General features: G+C 69.9%; 19 protein-coding genes. 6 read left to right on the plus strand and 13 right to left on the minus strand.

Annotated elements, in window-relative coordinates; translation table 11 throughout:
• Nucleotides 1–214: 214 nt before the first annotated feature.
• Entirely contained in the window at nt 215–793 is a 579-nt protein-coding gene (gene pth, locus ACFU0Y_RS01170) for an aminoacyl-tRNA hydrolase (protein WP_380212606.1), read from the plus strand.
• Nucleotides 794–990: 197 nt separating this feature from the next.
• On the opposite strand, the gene ACFU0Y_RS01175 is transcribed toward pth, so the two are convergent.
• The gene (locus tag ACFU0Y_RS01175) at nt 991–1,134 is read right to left on the minus strand and encodes a hypothetical protein (protein WP_380212607.1); all 144 of its coding nucleotides are present in this window, start codon (nt 1,132–1,134) and stop codon (nt 991–993) included.
• 121 nt (nt 1,135–1,255) lie between these two features.
• Here ACFU0Y_RS01175 and ACFU0Y_RS01180 point away from each other — a divergent pair, with 121 nt between their 5' ends.
• From ACFU0Y_RS01180 to ACFU0Y_RS01190, 3 genes are all read left to right on the plus strand, one after another.
• On the plus strand, nt 1,256–1,378 hold the full coding sequence (locus tag ACFU0Y_RS01180) for a hypothetical protein (protein ID WP_380212608.1): 123 nt from the start codon (nt 1,256–1,258) through the stop codon (nt 1,376–1,378).
• Nucleotides 1,379–1,594: 216 nt separating this feature from the next.
• Entirely contained in the window at nt 1,595–4,195 is a 2,601-nt protein-coding gene (locus ACFU0Y_RS01185) for a hypothetical protein (RefSeq protein ID WP_380212609.1), read from the plus strand.
• Between the two features lie 315 nt (nt 4,196–4,510).
• On the plus strand, nt 4,511–5,494 hold the full coding sequence (locus tag ACFU0Y_RS01190; protein ID WP_380212610.1) for an endonuclease/exonuclease/phosphatase family protein: 984 nt from the start codon (nt 4,511–4,513) through the stop codon (nt 5,492–5,494).
• Nucleotides 5,495–5,537: 43 nt separating this feature from the next.
• Here the strand turns inward: ACFU0Y_RS01190 and ACFU0Y_RS01195 are convergent, their stop codons facing one another.
• Complete coding sequence (locus ACFU0Y_RS01195; protein ID WP_380212611.1) at nt 5,538–6,035, minus strand: DUF2505 domain-containing protein; 498 nt, start codon at nt 6,033–6,035, stop codon at nt 5,538–5,540.
• A gap of 224 nt (nt 6,036–6,259) precedes the next feature.
• On the opposite strand from ACFU0Y_RS01195, the gene mfd reads away from it, so the two are divergent.
• Nucleotides 6,260–9,976 (plus strand): transcription-repair coupling factor, encoded by a 3,717-nt coding sequence (gene mfd / locus ACFU0Y_RS01200; RefSeq protein ID WP_380212612.1) that lies wholly within the window; start codon nt 6,260–6,262, stop codon nt 9,974–9,976.
• 131 nt (nt 9,977–10,107) lie between these two features.
• Here mfd and ACFU0Y_RS01205 read toward each other — a convergent pair whose 3' ends face one another.
• The 11 genes from ACFU0Y_RS01205 to cobA all read right to left on the minus strand — a co-directional run bounded on the left by ACFU0Y_RS01205 (nt 10,108) and on the right by cobA (nt 24,321).
• Complete coding sequence (locus tag ACFU0Y_RS01205; RefSeq protein ID WP_380212613.1) at nt 10,108–10,563, minus strand: hypothetical protein; 456 nt, start codon at nt 10,561–10,563, stop codon at nt 10,108–10,110.
• Nucleotides 10,564–10,735: 172 nt separating this feature from the next.
• Nucleotides 10,736–11,173: a hypothetical protein gene (locus tag ACFU0Y_RS01210; protein WP_380212614.1), complete on the minus strand. Its 438-nt coding sequence runs from the start codon at nt 11,171–11,173 to the stop codon at nt 10,736–10,738.
• A 107-nt stretch (nt 11,174–11,280) separates the two neighbouring features.
• Nucleotides 11,281–11,934, minus strand: coding sequence for a deoxyribose-phosphate aldolase (gene deoC / locus ACFU0Y_RS01215; RefSeq protein ID WP_380212615.1), 654 nt, complete (start codon nt 11,932–11,934; stop codon nt 11,281–11,283).
• Nucleotides 11,935–12,180: 246 nt separating this feature from the next.
• On the minus strand, nt 12,181–14,121 hold the full coding sequence (gene glmS / locus ACFU0Y_RS01220; protein WP_380212616.1) for a glutamine--fructose-6-phosphate transaminase (isomerizing): 1,941 nt from the start codon (nt 14,119–14,121) through the stop codon (nt 12,181–12,183).
• Nucleotides 14,122–14,598: 477 nt separating this feature from the next.
• Nucleotides 14,599–16,308 carry an endo-1,4-beta-xylanase gene (locus ACFU0Y_RS01225; protein WP_380212617.1) on the minus strand — a complete coding sequence of 570 codons (1,710 nt, stop codon included), beginning with the start codon at nt 16,306–16,308 and terminating at the stop codon, nt 14,599–14,601.
• Nucleotides 16,296–18,083 (minus strand): polysaccharide deacetylase family protein, encoded by a 1,788-nt coding sequence (locus ACFU0Y_RS01230; protein WP_380212618.1) that lies wholly within the window; start codon nt 18,081–18,083, stop codon nt 16,296–16,298. Before ACFU0Y_RS01230 ends, ACFU0Y_RS01225 begins: the two co-directional genes overlap by 13 nt.
• 56 nt (nt 18,084–18,139) lie before the next feature.
• Nucleotides 18,140–19,882, minus strand: a complete 1,743-nt coding sequence (locus tag ACFU0Y_RS01235; RefSeq protein WP_380212619.1) for a polysaccharide deacetylase family protein — start codon at nt 19,880–19,882, stop codon at nt 18,140–18,142.
• A gap of 49 nt (nt 19,883–19,931) precedes the next feature.
• Nucleotides 19,932–21,272 (minus strand): glycosyltransferase, encoded by a 1,341-nt coding sequence (locus tag ACFU0Y_RS01240; RefSeq protein ID WP_380212620.1) that lies wholly within the window; start codon nt 21,270–21,272, stop codon nt 19,932–19,934.
• Nucleotides 21,273–21,274: 2 nt separating this feature from the next.
• Nucleotides 21,275–21,619 (minus strand): hypothetical protein, encoded by a 345-nt coding sequence (locus ACFU0Y_RS01245; protein ID WP_380212621.1) that lies wholly within the window; start codon nt 21,617–21,619, stop codon nt 21,275–21,277.
• Nucleotides 21,620–22,457: 838 nt separating this feature from the next.
• Nucleotides 22,458–23,309, minus strand: coding sequence for a uroporphyrinogen-III synthase (locus ACFU0Y_RS01250; RefSeq protein WP_380212622.1), 852 nt, complete (start codon nt 23,307–23,309; stop codon nt 22,458–22,460).
• Nucleotides 23,299–24,321: a uroporphyrinogen-III C-methyltransferase gene (cobA, locus tag ACFU0Y_RS01255; RefSeq protein WP_380212623.1), complete on the minus strand. Its 1,023-nt coding sequence runs from the start codon at nt 24,319–24,321 to the stop codon at nt 23,299–23,301. The genes ACFU0Y_RS01250 and cobA overlap by 11 nt, the downstream gene beginning before the upstream one ends.
• A gap of 143 nt (nt 24,322–24,464) precedes the next feature.
• Here cobA and ACFU0Y_RS01260 point away from each other — a divergent pair, with 143 nt between their 5' ends.
• Nucleotides 24,465–25,187 carry a sirohydrochlorin chelatase gene (locus tag ACFU0Y_RS01260; RefSeq protein WP_380212624.1) on the plus strand — a complete coding sequence of 241 codons (723 nt, stop codon included), beginning with the start codon at nt 24,465–24,467 and terminating at the stop codon, nt 25,185–25,187.
• The last annotated feature ends 73 nt before the right edge of the window (nt 25,188–25,260 follow it).

Genomic DNA, 25,260 nt, shown 5'->3' on the forward strand with positions numbered 1-25,260 from the left:
GTGCACCGGTCCGGGGCTCAGCCCCCGGTCCCGCGGCGACCCCCCGGCCCGCGACTGTGCGAGGCGAAGAGCCCCCGGCCCTTCGCACAAGCAAGCGAATGTATATGCATTCGAAGCGTACCGAGCAGGCGTCGATGGGGAGATCCTCCGGGCGCACCTTCTTCTGGGGACAGCGCGGACCGTTCGGGGGACAGCACCTCCTGTGCGCTAGCCCATGTCCGACGCATGGCTGGTGGTGGGACTGGGCAATCCCGGTCCCGAGTACGCCCGGACCCGGCACAACGTGGGACAGATGGTCCTCGACGAGCTCGCCACCCGGCTCGGCGGGTCCTTCAAGGTGCACAAGGCCCGCGCCCAGGTCCTGGAGTCCCGGCTGCGCCCGGGCGGGCCGCGGGTGGTGCTGGCCAAGCCGATGACCTACATGAACACCTCCGGCGGGCCCGTGGCCGGGCTGGCGAAGTTCTACGACATCCCGCCCGAGCGGGTGATCGCGGTGCACGACGAGATCGACATCCCCTTCGCCGCGCTCAAGCTCAAGATCGGCGGGGGAGAGGGCGGGCACAACGGGCTGCGGGACATGTCCAAGGCCCTGTCCACCAAGGACTACCACCGGATCCGGGTGGGAGTGGGGCGCCCACCGGGGCGGATGGACGCGGCCTCCTACGTGCTCAAGCCCTTCTCCTCCGTCGAGGGCAAGGAGCTGCCCTTCCTGCTCGACGACGCCGCCGACGCCGTCGAGCACCTCGTGGAGCACGGCCTGCTCGAGGCGCAGCAGAAGTTCCACGCCCCGTGACGCTCGCCCGCGCGCTGCGGACGCGGGGCACCGTCCACCCGCGCGTCGTACGGAGCGCGGGTGTGGTCATGGTGGTCGACGCCCTGCTGCTGAGCGCGCATGTACTTCACCGGGGTGGCTCCGCGCTGGATCCGGACAGCAGCGGGTTCCGCCTCTTCCGCTCGTACCCCCTGTAGAACGGCGGGATCGACGGCTCCCTATTGGAACTCTTCGGCTTGCTCCAGCTCGGCACCGCCGCCGTCCTTCTGCTCCGGCCGGGTCTCGTCGAGCCGGCGCACCGGGTGCTCGCCGCCTGGGTCGGCGTCCTTCTGCTGATCGCCGACGACCTCTTCCGCATCCACGAGCGGGTGGGCGCCCAACTCGCCCTGGGCCGGTTCGTGCCCTCGCTCGGTGCGAGCACCGCCCAGGAGCTCGGCGGACTCGTCTTCTGGGCGCCGTCCGCCCCGGTCTCTTCAACGGCCCGTGGGCGAGGTCGCGGCGCTGGTGCGGATCACGGTGAAGCTGCTGACCATGACCCTGCTCCTGACCCACGCCCTGCGACTGCGCGGAGCCCCGGAGGTGCAACCGGAGCGCTCCTCGAGCTGACGCGCTCCGCCCCCGCGCCTCCGGACCGGCGGCCCCGATCTTCCCGATGGGCTGCCGCATCGCTCCTGGTCAGCCCGAACGAGACCTCCTCGTTGTCTGTCGGCAATGTCGGCGCAAGTTCATCAAATTCATGGTGAGACGCGGTGCCGCGTGCTTAGGCTTCATCCGCAGGCCGAGCCATGCGCTCGGGAACGCCAGCGGCGCTGGAGGCAGGCCATGAGTTCCTTGCTGAGGAAGGCGGTGGCGATCCTCGCGGCCGGAATCGGCCTGATGCTGGTCTTCGCGGCGACGCAGCTGCTCACGGTGTCCCTGGCTTTTCCCAACGTCCAGAACCAGAGCCGGGCCCAGATCGAGCGCGAGATGACGCCCTGGGCGGAGTCCTCCGGCGACGTGGTCGAGGACGAGGAGAAATACCGCACGAGGCAGCGCAGCGTGACCATCACGGAGTCCGCCGGCGCCGTGACGGTCCAGTGGCAGCTCAGCTCCACGCGCGACGACCCGATCATCCGGGCAGCCGCCTCGGGCGGGCTGCTGACGGCACCGGACGCCTTCGTGGGCGAGGTCGGACGAGTGGGGTTCAGTGCGTCCCTCGGCGCCAGTGCTTGGGAGCCGTTGTCCGGCACCAGTCCGCCCGACGTCGTGTACGGAGCGGGAGGTGCCGCGACGGCCACGGCCTCGTCCTGGGTCGACCTGTCCGACGAGCACGTGCTGTTCTCGGTGCACCCGTCCTGCGCCGCACGTCGCTGCGCGGTGGACGTCACGGTGACCTCCGACCGGTACCGCAGTGCCGGGGTGAACGCGCTGCCCGAGGACACCGCATCGGGTCCCGGCGTCGGCGGGCTCTCACCAGCGGTGGACGAGGTGCGCTACCTGGAGCCCGCCTCCCAGCGGCTCGCAGTCCAGGAACGGCCGATCTCGCTCGTGCTGGTGCGCTCCGACAGCGCGGCACCCGTCGAGCAGCGAGGCCCCGTGGGCGCCCTGGTCCATCACCCGCTGTGGCCGGCAGTCAAGAATCTGTGGCGCCACGTCTGGTCGACCGTCCCGTGGTTCCTGCTCCTCCTGGTCCGGGCCCCCGCGTTCATCGGTGGCACCACCCGGCGGGAGCTCTGGCTGCTGCTGTCCGGTCTGCTCCTGGCCCTGTACATCGCCAACGCCTCGGTGCTGGGATACTTCGGGCAGTGGGTGCTCCGACAGATCGCCGACGGGCTGGATGTCGGGATCCCGGACTCCTTGGCCCCGCCGTTCCACCTGGCCGCCCTGCTGGGCGTGGTGTGGGCTCCCACCGCGATCCTCTCCTTGACCGGGTCACGCTCCGTGCGCTTCCTCGTCCTGACGTACCTGGTGGTCCTCACGGCTCTCGGGGTGCTCGTGACCACGGTGTCCGTCCAGATGCGCGGGCTCGAGCTGTGGGGGCCGGTCACCGTGGTGCTGCTCGGCATCGCCCTGATCGTGGCGGCGCTGTCCCAGTACGTCAGGAGTGCCCCGATCGAAGGGATCATCGTGCTGGCCGGCACCGCGACGTCCGTGGCCGGGGCCGCTCTCGCGTCGGAGTCCACCACGGTCACGGCCTGGACCGAGGGCATCGGCACCTTGGTGTTCAACGCCCTGTTCGTGGCCACCCTCCTGATGATCCCGGTCAGTCTCGTGGTCAGGAGTTTCTGGGACGATGACCGGAAGCGGGCCAGACGAGTCTTCTGGCTCTTCTCGGGCGTGATGTTCCTGCTCGCTCTCTGGGTGGCGCTTCCCCGTCAGGTCCCGACGGCGACGCTGGTTCCCGTGGGGGCGTGGGACGTCTATCCGCTGGCCAACGCGACGGTGCACGCAGCCAAGCTCGGCTTGTTCGCCGCCCTCCTGGGCGGCCTGTGGCTCGCATCGCGACGGGTCCGGGAGGAAGATCTCGGCGCCGCACTGCCCCTGGTGTGGGCCGTGGGCAGCGTCATGCTGCTGCGCCCCGACTCGCTGTACGTGGGGCTGCCCCTGGCCTTCCTCACCGGCCTCGTGGTCCTGAGAGCCGCACTGACGACCCCCGTACCGCGGAGCCTCGAGCACCAGTCCATGGTCCTGCGCATCGTGCGCGAGGGGAAGGACCAGCGGCTTCTGCGCAGTGCTTCCACCGCACTGGAGAAGCAGGTGGCCGGCGGGGAGAAGACCACCGGAGCCGTGCAGGAAGCGCTGCAGAGCTGCCACCGCGACCTCTCGCGGTTCTCGACGCCGTGGGCCGCCGCGGCGATCGCCAGGCGTCGCGCCTCGACCTTCGGCTGGGGATCCGTGTCCGCGTGGCGGCGGGGAACATCGGGCGCGGCGATCGCAGCGCTGGCCGGTCTGCCCGGTTTTCTGCAGGGACTCGCGTCCTTGTCGCAGTTCGTGGACGCCCGCCAGGACGTCCCGCTGCTCAGCGCGTCCGCGACCATCGTCCTCATCCTGAGGTATCCGCTGTACGGGTTCTTCTTCGGATATTTCCTGCCCTGGATCGTCGGTGACACCGCGGTGCGGAAGTCGCTGACCCTCTTCGCCGTCCTCGGCGTCTCGGAGTCGATCGTCCTCCTGCTTCCCTACCAGCAGCAGGGCGAAGTGGTGGGAGCCTTCGTCTCGTGGATGGCGCAGCTGTTCTTCATCAGCTTCGCCCTCGGCATCTTCTTCGATCTCCTGACGCTTCGCAGGGCCGGCTTGGGGCTGGACGCCCTCCTGGACGTCCATCACACGAGCCGCGTCGTCGCGTCCACCTACGCGGTGTCGGTGTCGGTGTCCGCCGCCCTGACGGCCGCCTTCGCGTCCAGCGCCGTTGACATCATCATGGGCAAGCTCAACGGCACCTGACAGCCGCTCCCTGCTCGGGAACTGGCCCGACCGGGCGGGAGGCACCGGCCCACCGGCCCCGGTGGGACTCCGCTCGCGGTCAGGTCATCAGAGGTGTGGTGGCCAGGGTCCGCCGGCGCAGTAACACCACGATCACGCCACGTGGTCACACTGGTCTGAGCACCTCCGGAGCGCGGACCACGCCGGCAACGACAGGAAGCCCTCCGCTCGTGCACCGCTGAAGGGATGAGCGCAGACGGCCGAGACGCCACCGCTGGGGGTCGCCGAGGTGGCCCGTGCCTCCCAGTACACCGACCCCACCGACGGAGGCACGTGATGGCCGAGTTCCGGATCGCCACATTCAATCTCGAGAACTTCGACGAGACGGCTCCGCGTGGCGCGCCCTCGCTCGAGGAGCGGATCCGTCTGATGCGGCCCCAGATCGTCAGGCTCCGGGCGGACGTGGCGATCTTCCAGGAGGTCAACGGACAGGACCGTCCGGGGGTGCCGAGGGACGTGCACGCGCTGCGCCGGCTGCTGGAGGGCACCGACCTGGAAGGGGCCGAGATCGCCAGCACCCGAGGGGCCGACGGTGGCGTGCTGGAGCAGCAGAACCTCGTGATCGCCACCCGGTTGCCCGTCCTCGAGGTGGAGCAGCTGCGCAACGACCTGGTGTCCGCGCTCCGGTACCGCCGCCTGACCGCCCGTCCGCCGGACTCGGCCGCGGTGGAGATCACGCTGGACCGTCCCCTTCTGCACGCCCAGCTGGACCTCGGCGGCGGGCGGCGACTGCACGTGATCAACGTGCACATGAAGTCGAAGATCCCGACCAGCATCCCGGGGCAGAAGATCGACGCCTACACCTGGCGGTCCGCCGACGCATGGGCCGAGGGGAGCTTCATCTCCGCCATGAAGCGGATGTCCCAGGCCCTGGAGGTGCGCCGGCTCGTCGACCGGATCCTGGACGGAGATCCGGAGGCCTACATCGTGGTGGCCGGGGACTTCAACGCCGCACCCGACGAGGTGCCCGTGCTGGCCATCCGGGGGGACGTCGAGAACACCGGGAACCCGGAGCTGATCCGGCGCATCCTGGTGCCGATCGAGCACACGGTGCCGGAGTCGGCCCGCTACACCCTCTTCCACCAGGGACGAGGGGTGATGCTCGATCACATGCTGGTCACCCGCAACCTGCTGGCGTACTACCACGGTTCGGAGATCCACAACGAGGTCCTGCACGACGAGTCCGCGGCCCACGCCTTCGACGACAAGTACCCCGAGTCCGACCACGCACCTGTCGTCGCGACCTTCCAGCACGGCTGAGTGGCGCCGGGCCGGAGGAGCCGACGCCACCTCGGGGTGGGGCTCACCGGCTCGCGAGCCAGGCCTCGGCCTCCTGGGACTGCAGGGACAGGGCCTTGCCGATGAACGGCTCGGCGGCCTCGGCGACCATCTTGCCCACGAACGGGATGTTCGCCTTGACCACGCAGTGCACGTGCACGTCGGTGGTCTCGCCCTGCGGCGTGAGGGTCTGGGTGGCGGAGCCGGAGACGGGCAGCGCGCCCACGGCGATCTCGGTGCGCACCACCCGGATGCCGTCCCCGTCCGGGGTGGAGTAGGTGTCCACCTGGGTGAGCTGCACCGAGGAGCCCACGAACTTCCGGGCCATCTCGGGCAGCCGGTCCGCGGCCATGGTCCGCACCGTGGTCACGGCGAACTGCGCCTCGACGTCCCCGACGACCTCCACCGAGTCCAGGGTGGCCCCGGCCCGGTGGGTCACGTGCCGGATGAACTCCTCGTCGGAGAAGGTCACCACCACCTGCTGGAGCGGGGCGGGGACGGTGGTGGTGGCGGTGACGGCCATGGAGGGCTCCTCAGCAGTGGTGGTTCGCGAGCGGTGGATGCGTGCTCCCATGGTAGGCGCGCTCCGGTTTCCGCTGTCGCGGCCGGGAGCCCGGGACCTCGTCAAGGAGTCTCGAGCCGGGCCCTGTCGGGGCCCGGGAGTAAGCTGGGACCCGCGAACGTTGGCTCCGACAGCCTCTGTGCTCCACCAGCACCCCACTCAGCGTCCCAGGAGACTGCTCACTCATGACCTTGTCCGGACTGCTCGCCGCCCTCGGGGCGGAGCGCTCCTTCGCCAACCTCCGCACCCAGGCCGGCCTGCCGCCGGGGGAGCGCAGCGCCGAGACCGTGATCAGCGCCCCGGACGGGATGCGCGCGGTCCTCGCCGCCCAGCTGCGCGGCGCCCTCGACGACGCCCCGGCCGACTCCCGCGCTCCGGTGCTGCTGGCCGTGACCGCCACGGGCCGCGAGTCCGAGGACCTCGCCGCCGCCCTGGGCGCGTACCTGCCGGCCGAGGAGATCGCGGAGTTCCCGGCGTGGGAGACCCTGCCGCACGAGCGGCTCTCGCCGCGCTCCGACACCGTGGGCCGCCGCCTGGACGTGCTGCGCCGGCTGGCCGGCAAGGACGCCGAGCGCCCGCTGCGGGTGGTCACGGCCCCGGTCCGCTCCGTGCTCCAGCCCGTCGTCGAGGGCCTGGGGGACATGGCCCCCGTGCGCTTCGCCCGCGGCGAGGAGCTCGACTTCGACGCCGCCGTCACCTCGCTCGCCGAGGCCGCCTACGCCCGGGTGGACATGGTCACCCGACGCGGCGAGTTCGCCGTGCGCGGCGGGATCATCGACGTGTTCTCGCCGGTCGAGGACCACCCGGTGCGCATCGAGTTCTTCGGCGACGAGGTCGACGAGCTGCGCTGGTTCGCCGTGGCCGACCAGCGCACCCTGAGCACCGGGGAGCACCCGGACCGGCTCGTGGCCCCGCCGTGCCGCGAGGTGCTCATCACCCCGTCCGTGATGTCCCGGGCCGCGAAGCTCAAGAACTCCCTTCCCGGCGCCGAGTCGATGCTCGAGCGGATCGCCGGCGGCATCTACGTGGAGGGCATGGAGTCCCTCGCGCCCCTGCTGGTGGACGGGCTGGTGCCCGTGCTGTCCCTGCTCCCGCCCGGCTCGCTCGTGGTGGTCATGGAGCCGGAGAAGGTCCGCACCCGCGCCCACGACCTCGTGGCCACCAACGAGGAGTTCCTCCTCGCGGCCTGGGACTCCGCCTCGGACGGGCAGTCCGCGCCCATCGACATCACCTCCGCCGAGCACGTCGTCCGCAACGACGACGGCGAGGGCCGCACCCTGGCCTCCGGGTCCTTCCAGACCCTCGCCGAGGCCCGGGCCACCGCGCTGGAGACCGGTCTGGGCTGGTGGGCCGTCACCGCGCTCAACGTCAACGCGGTGGCCGGCCAGGACGTGGACGCGGACACGGCCGCGGAGGACATCGCGCTGATCGACTCGGAGGCCGACACCCTCACCGTGGCCGCCCGGGACCCGCTGGGCTTCCACGGCGACGTCGAGGCCATGCTCGAGTTCCTGCAGGGGCGGGTGGCCGACGGCTGGCGCGTCGTCGCCGTCACCGAGGGGCCGGGCCCGCTGGCCCGGATCGCGGAGCTGCTGCACGAGGCCGGGATCCCCGCCGCCCGCCGCGACACCCTCGCGGAGGAGCCGCAGCCCGGGATCGTGGAGCTCACCACCGCCGTGGCCGGCAAGGGCTTCGCCCTGGACGGGCCGAGGATCGTGCTGCTCACCGAGGCGGACCTGCTGGGCAAGGCCAGCCCGTACACCACCAAGGACATGCGCAAGCTCCCGGTGCGGCGCAAGCGCAACGCCGTGGACCCGCTGGCGCTGAGCCAGGGCGACTTCGTGGTGCACGAGCAGCACGGCATCGGCCAGTTCGTGGAGCTCATCCAGCGGCCCATCGCCGGCGCGATGATCAAGCCCGGCCAGCCCAAGCCGGTGCGCGAGTACCTGGTGCTCGAGTACGCCCCCTCCAAGCGCAACGGTCCCCGGGACCGCCTGTTCGTGCCCACCGACCAGCTCGACCAGGTCACCAACTACGTGGGCGGTGAGACCCCGACCCTGTCCAAGATGGGCGGGACCGACTGGAACAAGACCAAGCGCGCCGCCAAGAGGGCCGTCCGGGACATCGCCAACGAGCTGATCCGCCTGTACTCGGCGCGGATGGCCTCCCGCGGGCACGCCTTCGCGGAGGACACCCCGTGGCAGCGCGAGCTCGAGGAGGCGTTCCCCTACATCGAGACGCCGGACCAGCTGACCACCATCGACGAGGTCAAGGCGGACATGGAGCGGGAGGTCCCCATGGACCGGCTGATCTCCGGGGACGTGGGCTACGGCAAGACCGAGGTGGCGGTGCGCGCGGCGTTCAAGGCCGTGCAGGACGGCAAGCAGGCCGCCGTGCTCGTGCCCACCACGCTGCTCGCCCAGCAGCACGCCGAGACGTTCACCGAGCGCTTCTCCGGCTTCCCGGTGCGCCTGGCCGCGCTCTCCCGGTTCCAGAGCGCCAAGGAGACCAGGGAGACCCTCGCCGGGCTGAAGGACGGGTCGATCGACGTGGTGATCGGCACCCACCGGCTGCTGTCCAAGGAGGTCCAGTTCAAGGACCTGGGTCTGGTGGTCATCGACGAGGAGCAGCGCTTCGGTGTGGAGCACAAGGAGAAGCTCAAGGCCATGCGCACCAACGTGGACGTCCTGGCGATGTCCGCCACGCCCATCCCGCGCACCCTGGAGATGTCCCTGACCGGCATCCGGGAGACCTCCACGCTGGCCACCCCGCCGGAGGAGCGCCACCCGGTGCTCACCTACGTGGGCGCCTACACCGACAAGCAGGTCTCCGCCGCCGTCCGGCGCGAGCTCATGCGCGAGGGCCAGGTCTTCTACATCCACAACCGGGTGTCCTCCATCGAGCGCAAGGCCAAGGAGATCGCCGAGCTCGTGCCCGAGGCGCGGATCGCCGTGGCGCACGGGCAGATGTCCGAGTCACGGCTGGAGCAGATCATCGTGGACTTCTGGGAGAAGAAGTTCGACGTCCTGGTCTGCACCACCATCGTGGAGACCGGTCTGGACATCGCCAACGCCAACACCCTGATCGTCGACGGCGCGGACCGCTACGGCCTCTCGCAGCTCCACCAGCTGCGCGGGCGCGTGGGCCGCGGCCGCGAGCGGGCCTACGCCTACTTCCTGTACCAGGCCGAGAAGCCGCTCTCCGAGACGGCGCTGGAGCGGCTCAAGGCCGTCGCCGCCCACAACGAGCTCGGCGCCGGCATGCAGCTGGCCGTCAAGGACCTCGAGATCCGCGGCGCCGGCAACCTGCTGGGCGGGGAGCAGTCCGGGCACATCGCCGGCGTGGGTTTCGACATGTACCTGCGCCTGGTCGGCGAGGCCGTCGCCGAGTACCGCGGCGAGGAGGACGAGCGGCCCACCGAGATGAAGATCGAGCTGCCGGTCAACGCCTACCTCCCGCACGACTACGTCCCGGGGGAGCGGCTGCGCCTGGAGGCCTACCGCAACCTCGCCAACGCCGCCACGGAGGAGGCGATCCAGGAGGTCGCCGACGAGCTCGTGGACCGTTACGGCGAGGTCCCCGAGCCCGTGCAGAACCTGCTCGAGGTCGCCCGCTTCCGGGTGAGCGCCCGCGCCGCCGGTCTCACCGACGTCGCGGCGCAGGGCAGCATGATCCGCTTCGCCCCGGCCGACCTGCCGGAGTCCCGGCAGATGCGGCTCACCCGCCTCTACCCGGGCGCGCAGATCAAGACGGTGCCCGGCACCGACACCTCCCAGGTGCTGATCCCCAAGCCCAAGACCGAGCGGATCGGCGGCAAGGACCTCGTGGACGGCGCGGTGCTCGCCTGGGCGCGCGGCGTGGTCGAGGCGGTCTTCGCCAAGGAGCCCGCCACCACGGCCTGACCGGCGAGACCGCGGTGCGGCGTGCCGGAGGGCCGGGCACGCACAAGGTCCTCTCCCGCGGCGGGAGAGGACCTTGTGCGTGGTGGGACGGCGTCGTCGGGCCCGTTCGTCGTCGGGCCCGACGCCTGGGCCTACTCGACGGTCTTGCCGTACTTGTCGTCGTGGTGGACGGCCGCGGTCTTGGCGTCGCGCTCGCGGACGTCCCGGGGGCCGTCGTCGAACTCGGCGGCGGTGCGGCCCCCGTCCATGCCGGGGACCTCGGTGGACGAGGGGACGTCCATGAGGACCGTGCGCCCGCCGAAGGCCTTCTTGGCGGTGCTGTTCTGCAGGATGCCCACCGGGATCAGCAGCGCCAGGGCGTACAGGCCCAGGCCGACGATCCAGACCAGCGGGCTGTTGGGGTAGCTCGCGAAGGCGACGAAGCTGCCGATCATGATGGCCATGCACAGCACGAGGAACACGAGGTTGTTGACCATGTGGCCCTGACCGGAGTGCGAGCGCACGGTGGCGCCGCCCGTGCCGGCGCTGCGGCGGCCGGTCGACGCGTCCGCCGAGGTGCTGGTGGGCGACTGGGCTCTGTTGGCCATGGGTCCGATCCTTCTGCCAGTAGGGGCGGCCGGGCGGCCGCGATGCATTCGGCTCCAGTCTAGTCGCACCGGCCGACGCCGGGGCCTCCTGCGGGCTCGTCCCCACCGGGTACGCCGACGGCCCCTCCCGCGGATGCCGGAGGGGCCGTCGAGCGCGCTGGACTGCCGGGACCTACTGTGTGGCCTTGCCGAGGGCGTCGTCCTGGTGCTCGGCGCGGACCTGGGCGTCGCGGGTGGCGATGTCGCGGGGCGGATCCGGGAAGCTGGCCGCGGTGGTCGGCTCGCCGGCGACCTCCGTGGTCGGCGGGACGTGCATCAGGATGGTGCGCCCGCCCTCGGCCTTCTTCGAGGTGCTGTTCTGCAGGATCCCCACCGGGATGAGCAGCGCCAGGGCGTAGAGTCCCAGCCCGACGATCCAGACCAGCGGGCTGTTGGGGTAGCTGGCGAAGGCGACGAAGCTGCCGATCATGATGGCCATGCACAGTGCCAGGAGGAGCAGGTTGTTGACCGTGTGCCCCTGCCCCGAGTGGGAGCGGACGTCGGCGACGCCGCGGCGACCGGTCGACGCGTCCGCCGAGGTGCTGGAGGACGACTGTGCTCGGTTGGCCATGGATCCATTCCTTCTGACGGTGGGAGCGGCCGGCCACGGCGGCCGCGGGGCGTTCGCGGCCAGTCTAGTCGCTCGGACCCGGCCCGAGGCGGCGCACCGCGGTGCGCTCAGCCGAGGAGCGCAGGACCGCTGCTGGCGCCGATCCGGGAGGCGCCGGCCTCGATCATCGCCAGGGCGTCCTCGCGGGTGCGGATCCCGCCGGAGGCCTTGACGCCGATGTCCGGACCGACCGTGGCCCGCATCAGCCGGACGTCCTCCACGGTGGCCCCGGCGGTCGAGAAGCCCGTGGAGGTCTTCACGAAGTCCGCGCCGGCCGCCACGGCGGCCTCGCAGGCCAGGACCTTCTGCTCGTCGGTGAGCAGGCACGTCTCGATGATCACCTTGAGCCGGGCCCCGCCCTGGTGTGCGGCCTCGGCGACGGCGCGCACGTCCGCCTCGGCCCGCTCGCGCTCGCCGGCGCGGGCGGCGGCGATGTCGATGACCATGTCGATCTCCTCGGCCCCGTCGGCCACCGCCCTGGCGGTCTCGAACGCCTTGACCTCCGTGGCGGAGGCGCCCAGCGGGAAGCCGACCACCGCGCAGGTCAGCACGTCGCTGCCCGCCAGCTGCTCGCGCACGAAGGACGTCCACACCGGGTTGGTGCACACCGAGGCGAAGGAGTACTGCTTCGCCTCCGCGCAGAGGGTGGTGATCTGCTCGCGGGACGCCTCCGGCTTGAGCAGGGTGTGGTCGACGTAGGAGGCGAGCTGGGGGGTGGTCACGGGCGGCCTTTCGACAGAGCGGGCGGATTGCGCCCAGCCTACCCATCGAATCGTTGAAGCCGTGGCTGTCACGCCGCCGAAGGAGGCCCGGCGAGGCCTGTGCTTCGGCCTACCGTGACCGTTGCACCTCAGACACGCCGCGCAGGACGGCTTCCACCAATGAGCCTTTGCCCGCTAGCTCGTCGGTCCCCACTGATGGCATCCGCCATTGCCCACCGGGATGCTCGGGCGCTGACGGGACGGGGACTATTCAACCGTGACCGACTTCGCCAGGTTGCGCGGCTGGTCCACGTCGTAGCCCTTGGCACTGGCGAAGGCGAGGGCAAAGATCTGCAGCGGGACCGTGGTGAGCAGCGGTGCGAGGAGCGCCGGGGACGCAGGCACGTAGAAGACATGCTCCGAGTGGGCGTCGACCGAGGTGTCGCCCTCCTCCGCGATGACGATCGTCACGGCACCGCGTGCACGGATCTCCTGGATGTTGGAAACCACTTTGGCGTGCAGGGAATCCCGTGCGTTCGGTGACGGCATGACCACCACGACGGGCTGTCCCACCTCGATGAGAGCGATCGGGCCGTGCTTGAGTTCACCTGCGGCGAAGCCCTCGGCGTGTATGTAGGCGAGCTCCTTGAGCTTGAGCGCGCCCTCCATGGCGACGGGGAAGCCCACGTGGCGGCCGAGGAAGAGCACGGACTTCGCGTTCGACATATCCGCGCCGAGCCGTTTGATCTTCTCGGCGTCGTCGAGGATGGCCTGGATCGTGGTGGGGATCTCCGAGAGGTCGGCGAGCACGTCGGAGATCTCGTCGCGGAACTTGTTGCCGCGCAGCTGGGCGAGGTACAGGCCGAGCAGGTAGGCCGCGGTGATCTGGGCGAGGAACGCCTTGGTCGAGGCGACGGCGATTTCGGGGCCGGCGTGCGTGTAGAGCACGGCGTCCGATTCGCGGGGGATCGTGGAGCCGTTGGTGTTGCAGATCGCCACGACCTTGGCGCCCTGCTCTCGGGCGTACCGGACAGCCATGAGCGTGTCCATGGTCTCGCCGGACTGCGAGATGGCTACCACGAGGGTCTTGTCGTTCACGATGGGATCCCGGTAGCGGAACTCGTGGGAGAGCTCCACTTCGGTGGGGATCCGGCACCAGTGCTCCATGGCGTACTTGGCGACCTGTCCGGCGTATGCCGATGTTCCGCAGGCGAGCACCACGATCTTGTCGACGGAGCGCAGAATCGCCTCGTCGATGCGCAGCTCGTCGAGCACGAGGTCGCCCGAGACGTCGGATCGCCCCAGGAGCGTCTGGGCGACAGCACCCGGCTGATCGTGGATCTCCTTCTCCATGAAGGAGTCGAAGCCGCCCTTCTCGGCCGCAGCGGCGTCCCAGCTGACGTGGAAATCTGTGCCCTCGGCGGGTGCACCGAAGAAGTCGGTGATGGTGACGTCGTCGGGTGTGATGGTGACGATCTGGTCCTGACCGAGCTCGACGGCGCGGCGCGTGAAGTCGATGAAGCCCGAGACGTCCGAGCCGAGGAAGTTCTCGCCGTCGCCGAGTCCGACCACGAGCGGCGAGTTGCGGCGCCCAGCGACGACGGTGCCGGGCTGGTCCTGGTGGATGGCGAGCAGGGTGAAGGCACCCTCGAGGCGTTGGCAGGCCTGCTGCAGCGCAAGGGTCAGGAGGTCGCCCTCGGCGCCGCCTTCGACGAGTGCACGGTAGAGGCGGCCGACGAGTCCGGCGGCGACTTCGGTGTCGGTGTCCGAGAGAAAGGTCAGGCCCTCACCGGCGAGTTCGGCCTTGAGTTCGGCATAGTTCTCGATGATTCCGTTGTGGATCAGCGCGAGCTTCCCGTTGTCGGCGAGATGGGGGTGCGCGTTCTGGTCGGTGGGTCCCCCATGGGTTGCCCAGCGGGTGTGGCCGATACCGGTCATCGAGGGCGGCAGCGGGTCGGCGGCCAGTTCGCCCACGAGGTGGGTCAGCTTGCCTGCCTTCTTGCGCGACTCGATGCCGTCGGCGGTGATCACCGCCACGCCCGCGGAGTCATACCCGCGGTACTCGAGGCGCCGGAGGCCCTCCATGACGACGTCGAGCGCTTGGTGCCGCGCTTCGGACGGCTCCTTCTCGGACGCCGGAGCGACAGAATTCAACGCCGACGATGCCCGGCCCTTGCTCCGGCCTACATATCCCACAATTCCACACATGATCTCGAGCTTACCGGTGCTGGTATTTGTGAATTAGTGTGACGGGCGCCGGGTGAATAGTCGTTGTTGCTTCGGCAGTACGGAAAAGCAGTACGCCACTGTTGTCAGACTTCTTATGCGCTTCGTGCAGAGCCGACGGTGGCGCTCCGTGGTGGAGAAGGCGTCCGGTCAGGGCGGTTGCCGGTTATGCAACGTCATCCTGACGGCTGGTTGGTCGGCATCAAAAAGAATCCGATGGTCGGGCACGGGTGCATGATTTCGCGAGGGTTACGATTTGTCGGTCAAAAAGAATCAACAAATAGCGCCCTCGCTCGGACTGAGGACTGTAGGCATTACTGGATGGGAGTTCCCGATAAGGGGCCCAACACCCGCCTTATCGCGCTCGTGCCGAGGGCAGCAATGATCCTGTTCGCCGGCTGGGGCATCCACTATCCCGGCAGCAGTGATCGCACCGCCTGTTCGCCCGGAGCCCTGCGCTCAGCCACCCAGTGCTTGCCTCATGGCCTCGTATGCCGGGGTCGGACGCCCGTCGTCGAACAGGAAGTCGTTGCCCTGGCGTAGTCTGCCGTGGCCGTCGATCCACCAGTTGTAGCGGTCATCCACGCCCCAGGTGGTGTACGAGACGCAGGCACGTGAGCGCAGACAGGTGGCCAGCACCGCGGCGTACTGCTCCGCCTGGGCGTCCGCGCCCTGGCCGTTCGTGACGTCGCTCTCCGAGATGCGGACCCGCAGCCCGGCGTCCTCGAACAGGTCGAGCGTCTCGGTGAGGTCGTCGGCGGGAATGGCGTCGGTCTCGAGGTCGTAGACATGGGACTGGAGGCCGACGCCGTAGATGTGACCTCCCTGTGCGTTGGTGTCGAGCACGAGCTCGAGCAGGGCGTCCTGGCGGTCGCCCGGCACGTCCGCCCCGTTCTCGTTGATGAACTGCTTGATGTCAGGGTCGGCGTCGTGGACGGCCCGGGAGACGACCGCCGGGTAGCCGGGTCCGAAGACGCGGTACCAGATGTTCTGCTGGAGGCTGGTTCCCTGGTCGACGTCGAACGGCTCGTTGACGACGTCGAGTGAGGCGAGCCGTCCCTCGAAGTGCGTCACCACCGTGGTGACGTAGTCGAGCAAGGCCTCGGCGCTGGCACGGCGCTCCGGCTCTGAGTCGGTCGGGAGTTCCTGCATCCAGCGGGGCATGGCCTCGCTGAAAGCGATGGTGTGCCCGTGCACCGTGATGCCCTTGCTCTCGGCAATCGCGAGGATCGCGTCGGCCTCCTCGAAGGTGTACACGCCCTGCTGCGGGGAGAGGTGCTGCGGCTTCATCGCGTTCTCGGGCGTGACGGCGCCGAAGTTGCCGACGAGCTCCTGCGCGTAGTCCGCATCCGAGGCGAGCGGCCCGAGGGCCACTGCCGCACCGATCGTGAAATCCGGGCGGGCCCGGGCGGCCAAGGCCTGCAGTCCGTCCGCCGACGGCTCGGCCTGTGCCACCGCGGGGCCCGCGGTGGACAGCGCAGCGCCCTCCGGCGCGGTGGCGGTGAAAGAGCTGACCTGGAAGGACCCGTCGACGCTCGACAGCCCCAGCCAGAGCTTCCCCGACTCGAACACCCTGCCGAAGGGCAGCGAGGACACGATGTCCTCGCCGTCCGCGACCTCGAGCGTGTCCCCGGACCGGCGCACCGACAGCGTGACCTCCGGGTCGGAGACCGTCACGTGCTCGTCGTGAACCGGTTGAGGGTCGGTCACGTCCCGCTGGCTCGATCCGTCGAAGACGGCGATCTCGAGGTCGTCACCGCGGAGGGTGAGCCGCAGGCCCGCCGGTTCGATCCGGAACTCGTCGGCGATCACCGGCGGGCTGTCGTAGACGGTCCAGGACGCGTCGGCGGTCACGTCGGTGAAGGTCGCACTGAGGAGGAAGTCCTCATCGGCCACGAGATGCGTGCCGGCCAGGTTGACCGGCGGGTTCGGCTGGCCTCCTCCGCCGTCCTGTTCGACGATGCTCCGAGCGGCGGTCGCGACCTGCAGCCCGTCGCCGTCGAACTTCACGCCCGGCATGTGCTGCCAGTCCTCCTCGAGCAGGTCGACCACCACGTCAGCTTCCGGAGTCGGGTCGCTCGGGAAGCATCCCGCGGGGGCGAGCAGCAGACCGGACGCCAGCACGATCAGTACGCGCGGGCGCCCGGGCCTGGGGCTCAGGGCCGCCACCAGCGGACGTCGTCCACGTAGGCCAGCACTCCGGAGTTCCCCGAGACGTAGACCTGCAGGCTGGCCTTCGCGACCCTTGTCGAGCTCGGCGAATACGTCAGGTCGACGTTGGAGGCGCCGAGTGAGGTGCTGGCGAGTTTCCACTGCCCGGAGATCCAGTTGCCATTGGCGTCGTACTCGTCGATGTACCAACCGACCTCACCGGCGGTGCGGTTCTTAACGTCGAGGTACGCCGAGATGTTGTAGCTGCCCGGCGTGACGTCGACCTGCGGTGAGAACAGGTGGCCAGTGGTCGTCGTCCCCTGCAGTTTCACAGAGTTCACCGGGTTGGCCGGGGCGCCGTTGTCGGCGTTGTCGGCCACGATGGCGGTCGCAGCGTCTGTCCTCCAGCCACCGCTGATGCCGGCGTCGAAGGTGCCGTTGGCCACCAGGTTGGCGGGCGGCGGCGGTGGAGTCTCTGCGCCGAGCGCCAGCATCTCCACGTTGTCCAGGTAGGCCGTGATCCCGGTCCCTGTGACGATCACCTGGAGACGGGCCTTGGCGACGTTCGTCGAGCTCGGCGTGTAGGTGAAGTTGAGTTCCTCCACCCACCGGGAGTTTTCTCGCTGGCGGTATTGCCCGGAAACCCATTCCCCGGCCGCGTTGTACTCGTCGACGTAGAACGCCACCTCACCGGAGGTCAGCGCGGCAACGTTGAGGAACGTCTTGTACAGATAGTTCGTCCCTGGGGTGACGGCGACCTGTGGGGAGAACAGATGCGATGGGGTTGAACGCGACACGAGCTTCACAGAGCGTGTGGGGTCGGGATAGCTGCCGTTGCCGGCGGCGTCCGCGGTGATGGTCGCGGGAGCGTCGGTCTGCCAACCCTCTCCGATGCCCGCATTGAAGCTGGCATTGGGCATCTTGTTGGGACTGCCCGTCACGATGCCCTTGGAGACGTTCACGTTCTTGATCTGGCCGGCCGCCACCTTGGTCTTCACATAGGCGGCGAGCTCGTCCAGCTCGGCGGTGCCGTACTGGTAGGCGCCCGGATCGGAGCTCGGGTTCTTGGCGATGTCGTGGAAGGTGAACACCACCCACCTCTTGGCCGCGATGGCCTCGTCGACCTTGGCCTTGAGCGACGCCACCGTGTCGAGTCCCTCTTCGACCGCGACGTTCTGGATCAGATAGTCGCTGTGGGGCCAGACGTTCGCGCCCTCGTCCCTGAAACCGCGCATCGACGAGTAGTACTTCGCCGCCTTGGCCATGACCGTCTGGTCGTAGTCGCCGTACGGCGGCGCGAAGGCGGTGGCCGTGATTCCCTGCGCGGCCAGTGCGGCCCTGCTGTTCGCCATCTGCGCCTCGACCTGTGCCGCGGTCAGCTTCCGTGCCTGACAGCCGTTGCCGGCCGACGCGAGGCACGGGTGGTCGACGCTGTGCGAGCCGATCTCCCAGCCGTACTGGGACTGCAGCTGCTTGATCTGCGCCCATGTCATGTAGGGCAGACTGCCGTTGGCCCGACAGGAGTTCGGCACCGTGGTCATCCCGACACAGTTGGTGACCACGTAGTTCGTGCCGGTGAGACCGTGCTTCTGGAGCGTGGGAGCGGCCTCCGTGAGGGAGCTGAGGAAGCCGTCATCGAAGGTGAACGAAACCAGCGCCGAGGGAGCGGGATTGTTCACCGCGGCGCTGGCCGGCCCGGCTGTCAGCAGTGCGGCGGCCATGGCCCACACCGCCACCAGTACGGTCGCGAACGAGGCGCGTTTCCGCGCCACCTTGGATCTGGTTCTGGTCACGAGTCATCCGTTCTCTTCGGGTGCCCACCATGCCGGACTGCGCCGTCAGTTGGTGATCACGGGCCCTGCAACTGCTCGAACGCCTGTGCGACCGGCTGGACTTCGACGCCGCTCTCATCGATGAGCCGCAGCTGATCGGCGAGGACGTCACTGGTGACGGTGTTCCGGTCCGCCGTCATGGCGTTCTCCTGAGGGCCGGTCGACTCAGGGGCCGCGATCTGGTGGTAGACGAGGATCAGCCAGCCGTTCACCCTGGATGTCTCAGCGAGCGCCGAGGCCAGCTCGTCCGGCGTCGTCTCGTTGGTCACGTAGAAAACCGTCAGGTCGTGCGGTTCGAGGTTCTGCCGGGTGTTGATCCCGTGCTTCGTCCCGCGCACGAGGTCGAAGTACTTGCTGGCGTACCAGTCGACCTGGGGATCCGACCGTCCGTACGGGGGCGCCAGGTCGTCAGTGCCGAGGCCGGCAGCCGCCAGCATCTCCTCGCTCCTGCGCAGCTGCTCGTCCAGCCGGTCGGCGCCGATCGAGGTGAGATCGACGTGTTCGTAGCTGTGTGCAGCGATCTCGTGTCCGGCCTCGTGCATCTGCCGCAACTCGGCGGCCGTCATGAACTCCGCGGTCTCGATGGAGCTGGCATTGACGTACTGGGTGGACCGGAATCCGTACTCGTCCAGCAGAGGAAGGGCACGGTCGTACACCGACTGCCAGCCGTCGTCGAACGTGATCGACACCATGGGCCGGTCCCAGCGGAGGGGTCCCTCCTGGGTGACGTCGACCAACGAGTAGTCGCGGACCCCCGTGGTGCCTTCCCCGCGCGACACCAGGGTGCTTGTCGCTGTCCTCGCGCCCTCGGGGGCCTGGAAGTTCTCCTTGATCGTCGTCCACTCTCCTGCTGGCGGCAGCGTCGCCACGTGGTGGAACGCGCGCCCACCGTCGGCGAGCTCGAACTCCGCCACCACGTCCACCTCGCGCTCGGACCGGTAGGTCGCACCGAACTCGAAGTACTGGTCGGGTGCCACCGGGACCGGCTGGTACTCCCACTTCGCCTCGCCGCTCTGGTAGTTCTCCACACTGGTCCAGAGGAAGCTGCCGTCCTCGTCCTCGCTGCGTCCGGACTCGACCGTCGACGTCCCGGAGGCGTAAGGGGACCAGAGGTCGGGTGCGCCCGGCTGGGAACCGGTGAGGTCGGGGTTGGGAACGAGGTTGGGACCCGTCGCCGCAGCGGCCGGCAACCGGACGTCGTCCGCCGCCTCGAGATACGCGCCCTCGACCGTGACGGTGCCCTTCGAGGCGAGCCGGAAAACGTACTGCACGGCGGTCACCGTGTCCGCGCTGTCGAACGCGTCGCTCACCGTGAACGGGGAATCTCCCGGCCGCTCGAGTTGGTTCGGCAGCTGTTCCAGAGTGGTGCTGCCGTCGGTGTGGTACTGACGGGCCAGCAGCGTGAAGTCCACGTCGCTGGTGGTGAACGCCTTGAACAGGTAGGTCTCGCCGGGAGCGACCTCCACCCGTGGACTCGTCAGCGTGACATCGCCAGATGCGTACTGGGTGATGTCGAACTGCAGGGCATGGGCTCTCACCTGCCCGTCGACCAGCTCCAGCGAGGCCTGGGCGTCACCGCTGTGGCTGACGGTCCAGCCGCCCACGGAATCGGCGGACGCCGATGACCCGGACCGCGCCAGGGTGCCCACCCCGCTCGAATCGAGCGGGGGGAGCAGGTTCGAGTCGGGCCGTGCCTGAGCGACGTTGTCCGTCCCCGCGGTGTACAGCAGCCATCCGCTGGTGATGAGGGCGATCACCACGGAGACGACGACGAGCGGATTCAGCAGCACACGGCGGAGCCGCCGACGTTCATGCCCCACTGCTCACCTCCACACGGGCAGCCCGTTCCGGGGACTTCCACGTGTTGATCTCGGGGCGCTTGAACAGACCGTGCGCGTTCGCGATGCAGCGGAGCGCCGCCGTCAGCTGAACCAGGTCCATGATGTAGAACAGGAAGTACGCCGTCGGTGCATAGACCGACAGCCGGGCACGCTCGCGCCTCGTCAGGTTCTCGTCCATCCAGACCGTCAGCAGCGTGTAGGCGGTGATGGTCGCGTACGCACCGATGACCAGGCCCGCCGTCTGCGTGGCCAGCGACCAGTAGACCGCGTACGTCAAGGCGAGGGGAGAAAGAAGCAGCGTCACCTCGCTGAGCAGGGCCATCGGCATCCGGTAGTAGGTCAACGTGCCGGTGTACCGGCGGCTCGGGTTGAGCACCAGCCTGCGGTACTTGATGAGGTTCTGGATGCTCCCGAACTTCCAGCGGTAGCGCTGCTTGGCCAGCGCACGGAAGGTGAGGACCCCCTCGGTCTTGGCGACCACGTCCGCGCCGTAGATCATGCGGAAGCGCCGGTTGCCCAGATTGGTGATCTTGGCGCTCAGCCCGATGTCCTCGGTGAGGGTGTCCGTGTCGTAGAAGTCGACTTTGCGCAGCACGCTCATCCGGTAGGTGGAGGCCACCCCGCCGACCACGAACTCACAGTTCAGCATCGAGTAGAGCTTCTTCGAGCGGTAACCGATCATGTGCTCGAAGCGTTGCAGGATGCCCAGAGCGGTCGGTTCTTCCAGGATCTGCACGTTGGCGGCGACACCGGCCACATACGGGTCGTCGAAGTAGGTCAGGGCATTGCTCATGGCGTCCGGTTCGATGATCGAGTCGGCGTCGAGTGTCATGACGAACTGGCCGCGTGCATACTGACGCAGCGCCTCGTTGAGGGCTCCGCCCTTGCCGACGTTCTCGGGCATCCGCACGATGCGCAGGTCCATGTCGGGGTGATGCATCTGGTAGTCGAGGACGATCTGACCGGTGAGGTCCGTGGAGGCGTCGTCCGCGACAAGAACCTCGTAGTAGGGGTAGGTGCTGCGCCGCACGGAGTCGAGCGTCCGCACGATCACCGCCTCCTCGTTGTGGGCGGCGATGACGACGGAGACGAGCCCGGGCACCTCAGGAAGGTCGGAGCGGCTCGAGACGGCCGTCACCGCGCACTCCGGCTCGCTCAAGCTCGGGAGCCGGAGGACGCCCCCCATGGCCTTGCGTCGCTGTTGCCAGACGTCGTAGAAGTTAGCGCCCACCAGATACAGGGCGAAGTGCACGACGTACAGGATGCTGACGCCCGCGAACAGCCAGAAGATCAGCAGAGTGATGTCCACGCTCACCATCCCGTGGAGCCGGCGGCCAAGGCGGGGACGCGGCGGGGCGTCCTCGCAGCCGCGGCGAGGGGAGCCGACGCCCCGGCGGGCTGGTGAATCTCGTCGAAGGTACCGGTCGTGGCGCCGGCCGGAGCAGTCTCGGTCCGCGCCCCGCCGCTGACGTAGGCCATGCGGGCGGCGCCACGCCGGTACATGTGGATGCCGATGAAGCGAATGACCAAGGTGAAGAGCACCAGGGTCCACAGCACCAAACTCAGCTGAGCCACGAAACTGATGAGGCTTTCGAACAGTGCCGCGTCCCGGCCGAAGGTCACCTGCCCGGTGACAGCGCTTCCCACCTGCATCATCGGAGAACCTCCGTGGATGCGTGCGTGTCGAGGAATGTCGCCGAGGCCCCGGCCATGGAGGCCGTGAGCAGAAGACGGTTGCCGCCCCGGAACATTTCTCGCGCGGATTCCGGGCTGGAACCAGCGTCATTGGGCATGACAAATTCGATCAACAGAATAACCCCCCGTGAATGGACGGCCCGTCCCCCGACGGGCCGATCGGCCTTCTTCCCCAAGGAGAACCGACAGGCACGAGCATCCCAGAACGTCGATGCCTCTGCAAAGTTCTCTGACCCACATTTTGCTTCGCGAGATGGCGCGGGTCGCGACGTGCAGTTGCTAATGTCAATGCAATTGTTCACATTCGAGACGTTATATGCGTACTTTGGTGAATTCTGTGGGTGCACATGGGGACAGACGGTCACTCATTGCAAAGGTAAACTTACGTCGAGTCTGCTCGACCGTGAGTCCGCAGATGACGGGTTGTTGCACTCCTGGGCGGACTCCGGGCGAGTGCAGGCCGATGGCTCCTGAAACGGTCGGCCCGCGGGTCGGCGTGGTCAGCATCCCGTACGGCCGGTTTCCGCACGGAGCTGCGGCCGCATCCGAGGAACCCCGATGCATACCTGCTCGATCAACTCGGGGCCGTGACCGTTCCGACACAATTACATCAGGAAAGTGTTCGCTAATCCGGCGCGGAGTGCTACATTCGTGGCACAGCGGACAAAGGTCCGCCTGACCTGCGCCGTTGGCGGTTGCCGAGCGGTCGCAGGGGTGCGTCGGGACACCCCCGGTTCCCCTGACCCCCGTCCCGGCGCGCCCCCGCAACCGTCCCGCCCCCACCCGAGCGGTGGAGCGGCTACTGCGCGTCGTCGTCGGCGTCGGAGCCGGCCAGGGCGTCGGTGAGCTGCTTGAGCATGGCGCCCATCCGGAAGCGCTCGGGCACGAGCGGCTCGATCCCCAGCTCCAGCAGCGGCGCGGCCGTCACCGGCCCCACGGTCGCCGCGAGCATCCCGCCGCGGAAGGCCGCCAGCAGCTCCTCGTGCAGACCCAGCTCCTCGGCCGTGCTGAACAGCGCGTCCACGGCCGGCGCGGCGGTGAAGGTCACGGCGTCCACCCGCCCGGCCGCGGCCTCGCGCACGAGCACCGGCACCTGCCCGGCGTCGTCGGCGGGAGCCCACCGGTAGGGGGTCACGGTGAGCACGCGAGCCCCGGCGTCCGTGAGCCGGCGGCGCTGGACCGCGTCCGCGATCCCGTGCAGCTGCAGGCCGACGGTGCGCCCGGCGAGATCCCCGCCGTGCTCGGCCAGGACCAGGTCCACCAGCCCCGCGGTGGTCTCGTCCGCGGACATCCCGGCGTCCTCGAGGCCCAGGCCGCGCACCGCGCCCCGGCCCTTGGGCCCGCGCACGTAGACGGCGGCCTCGCGCAGGCACAGCAGCAGGTCGGCGTCGAAGCCCTGGGCCACCGCGGCGTCGTGCCAGCGTCGCAGACCGTAGCCCGTGGTCAGCAGGACCAGGTCCGGGCGGGCCTCGAACATCGCCCGGGACGCGGCCGCGAGCCCGGCGTCCTCGCCCACCGGCTCCACGCGCAGCGCCGGGGCGTGCAGCACGCGGGCGCCGCGGCGCTCGAGGGCCGCGATCTGGTCCTCGGAGCGGCGGTGCGCGGTCACGCCCACCACCCGTCCGGCCAGGGGCAGGTCCTCAGCAGCCATGGGCGGTGACCTCCGCCAGGAACGCGTCCCGCTCCGCGGTCGCCAGGCGGACCACGGGGCCGACGACGACGACGGCGGGCGAGCCGCAGCCCGCCGCCGCGGTGTCGGCGACCGCATTGCCGAGGGTGGTGATCGTGGAGCGCTGCCGGTCGGTGAACCCGCGCTCCACCACGGCCAGCGGGGTGCCGGGGTCGGCGCCGTGGCGGACCAGGCCGGCCACGAGGTGGGGGAGGGTGGCCACGCCCATGAGCACCACCAGGGTGCCCCCGCCGGCGCCGAGGCCGGCGAAGTGGGCGAGCTCCGCCTCGGAGAACGGCACGTGCCCGGAGGCCACCGTGAACATCCGGGACACCTCGCGGAAGGTCACCGGGATCCCGGCCGCGCCGGGCACCGAGACCGCGCTGGTGATGCCCGGGACCACGTCCACCGGGATGCCGTGGGCGGCGCACGCGGCGAGCTCCTCGGCACCGCGGCCGAAGACGTAGGGATCCCCGCCCTTGAGCCGCACCACCGAGCGGCCGGCCAGGGCGTGCTCCACCATGAGGTCCTGGATCCGCGACTGGGGGACGGGGTGGTGGCCGGGGGTCTTGCCCACCGGGACGATCTCGGCGCCGGGGGCAGCGGCCGCCACCGCGCCGGAGGGCGCGAGCCGGTCCACGAACACGACGTCGGCGTCCTGCAGGGCCGCCACGGCGCGCACGGTGAGCAGGTCGTCCGCACCCGGGCCGCCGCCGACCAGGGTCACGCGGCCGCCGGTGCGGGCCGCGGGCTCCTGCACCACGGGCACGCGGGCGCCGGCGGCGGCCAGGGCCTCGCGCCAGCGCTGCGCCGAGGGGCCGACGACCACGGCGAGCGAGACGCCCGCGACGTCCGCCGGGCCGAGCAGCGCGGGCTCGGCCACGGAGCGGACGTCGGCGCCGGCGGCCTCGTAGCGGTGCCGGGCGCGCCGGGCGTCGTCCGGGGCGCCGAGGACGAGCACCGGGACTCCGGTGAGGTCGGCGGTCAACAGCATGCGGTCCTCCAGGGGGAGAGCGGGGGTCGTGGTGGGCCGGCCACCACTACCAGGATGCGGCACGCGTGTTACAGCACGGTTGCCCTCGTGACGCCGCGTGACGCCGGCACCCTCAAGGGGTCGTCTTTCGTAGTCTGGGAACCATGACGATCCCCGACGCCCCCGTCCTGCTCGCCTGCGCCCACGGCACCAGCTCCCCGGCCGGGCGCACCGCCGTGCAGCGCCTCGTGGACGCCGTGGCCGCCGAGCTGCCGGCGGTGGAGGTGGTGCCCACGTGGGTGGACGTGCAGACCCCGGACCTGGCCGCGCGCACCGAGGAGTACGCCGGGCGCCCCGCGGTGGTGGTCCCGCTGCTGCTCTCCGCCGGCTACCACGTGTACGTGGACGTGGCCGAGGCGGTCGCCGCCGACGACCTCCACCGCGTCTCGGCCGCCCTGGGCCCGGACCGGGCGCTGGCCCGGCTGCTCGCCCGGCGGGTGCACGAGGCGTGCACGGCCGCCGGGGCCCCGCTGGGGGAGCACGACGCCGTGGTGCTGGCCACCGCCGGGTCCTCCGACCGCCGCGCGGTGGCGGACTGTGCCACGGTGGCGGACCTGCTGGCCGAGGAGCTGGGGCGGCCCGTGGCGGTGTCCTACCTGGCCGCCGCGCGCCCCCGCGTGGCCGAGGCGGTGGCCGACGCCCGGGCGGGCCTGGCGGACGGGGGGCGCGTCGTCGTCGCCAACTACCTGCTGGCGCCCGGCTACTTCCTGGACCTCTCGCGGAAGGCCGGGGCGGACGTGGACACCGAGCCCCTGGCCGTGCCGGAGGAGGAGGTCCCCGCCGAGCTGGTGGACGTGGTGGTCTCCCGCTACCGCTCGGTGGCCTGAGCGCCGTCCCGCGGCCTGAACCGCCGAGCCCCCAGTCCGGTCGCAGTTCCCCAGAAATAGTCTGGGGGAACTG

The sequence above is a fragment of the Kocuria sp. NPDC057446 genome (assembly GCF_042802875.1).
GTDB lineage: Bacteria > Actinomycetota > Actinomycetes > Actinomycetales > Micrococcaceae > Kocuria.

Excerpts from the sequence above, each read along its gene's own strand:
- pth (WP_380212606.1), top strand. The coding sequence starts at position 215 with ATGTCCGACGCATGGCTGGTGGTGGGACTGGGCAATCCCGGTCCCGAG.
- ACFU0Y_RS01185 (WP_380212609.1), top strand. The coding sequence starts at position 1,595 with ATGAGTTCCTTGCTGAGGAAGGCGGTGGCGATCCTCGCGGCCGGAATC.
- ACFU0Y_RS01190 (WP_380212610.1), top strand. The coding sequence starts at position 4,511 with ATGGCCGAGTTCCGGATCGCCACATTCAATCTCGAGAACTTCGACGAG.
- ACFU0Y_RS01195 (WP_380212611.1), bottom strand. The coding sequence starts at position 6,035 with ATGGCCGTCACCGCCACCACCACCGTCCCCGCCCCGCTCCAGCAGGTG.
- mfd (WP_380212612.1), top strand. The coding sequence starts at position 6,260 with ATGACCTTGTCCGGACTGCTCGCCGCCCTCGGGGCGGAGCGCTCCTTC.
- ACFU0Y_RS01205 (WP_380212613.1), bottom strand. The coding sequence starts at position 10,563 with ATGGCCAACAGAGCCCAGTCGCCCACCAGCACCTCGGCGGACGCGTCG.
- ACFU0Y_RS01210 (WP_380212614.1), bottom strand. The coding sequence starts at position 11,173 with ATGGCCAACCGAGCACAGTCGTCCTCCAGCACCTCGGCGGACGCGTCG.
- glmS (WP_380212616.1), bottom strand. The coding sequence starts at position 14,121 with ATGTGTGGAATTGTGGGATATGTAGGCCGGAGCAAGGGCCGGGCATCG.
- ACFU0Y_RS01245 (WP_380212621.1), bottom strand. The coding sequence starts at position 21,619 with ATGATGCAGGTGGGAAGCGCTGTCACCGGGCAGGTGACCTTCGGCCGG.
- ACFU0Y_RS01250 (WP_380212622.1), bottom strand. The coding sequence starts at position 23,309 with ATGGCTGCTGAGGACCTGCCCCTGGCCGGACGGGTGGTGGGCGTGACC.
- cobA (WP_380212623.1), bottom strand. The coding sequence starts at position 24,321 with ATGCTGTTGACCGCCGACCTCACCGGAGTCCCGGTGCTCGTCCTCGGC.
- ACFU0Y_RS01260 (WP_380212624.1), top strand. The coding sequence starts at position 24,465 with ATGACGATCCCCGACGCCCCCGTCCTGCTCGCCTGCGCCCACGGCACC.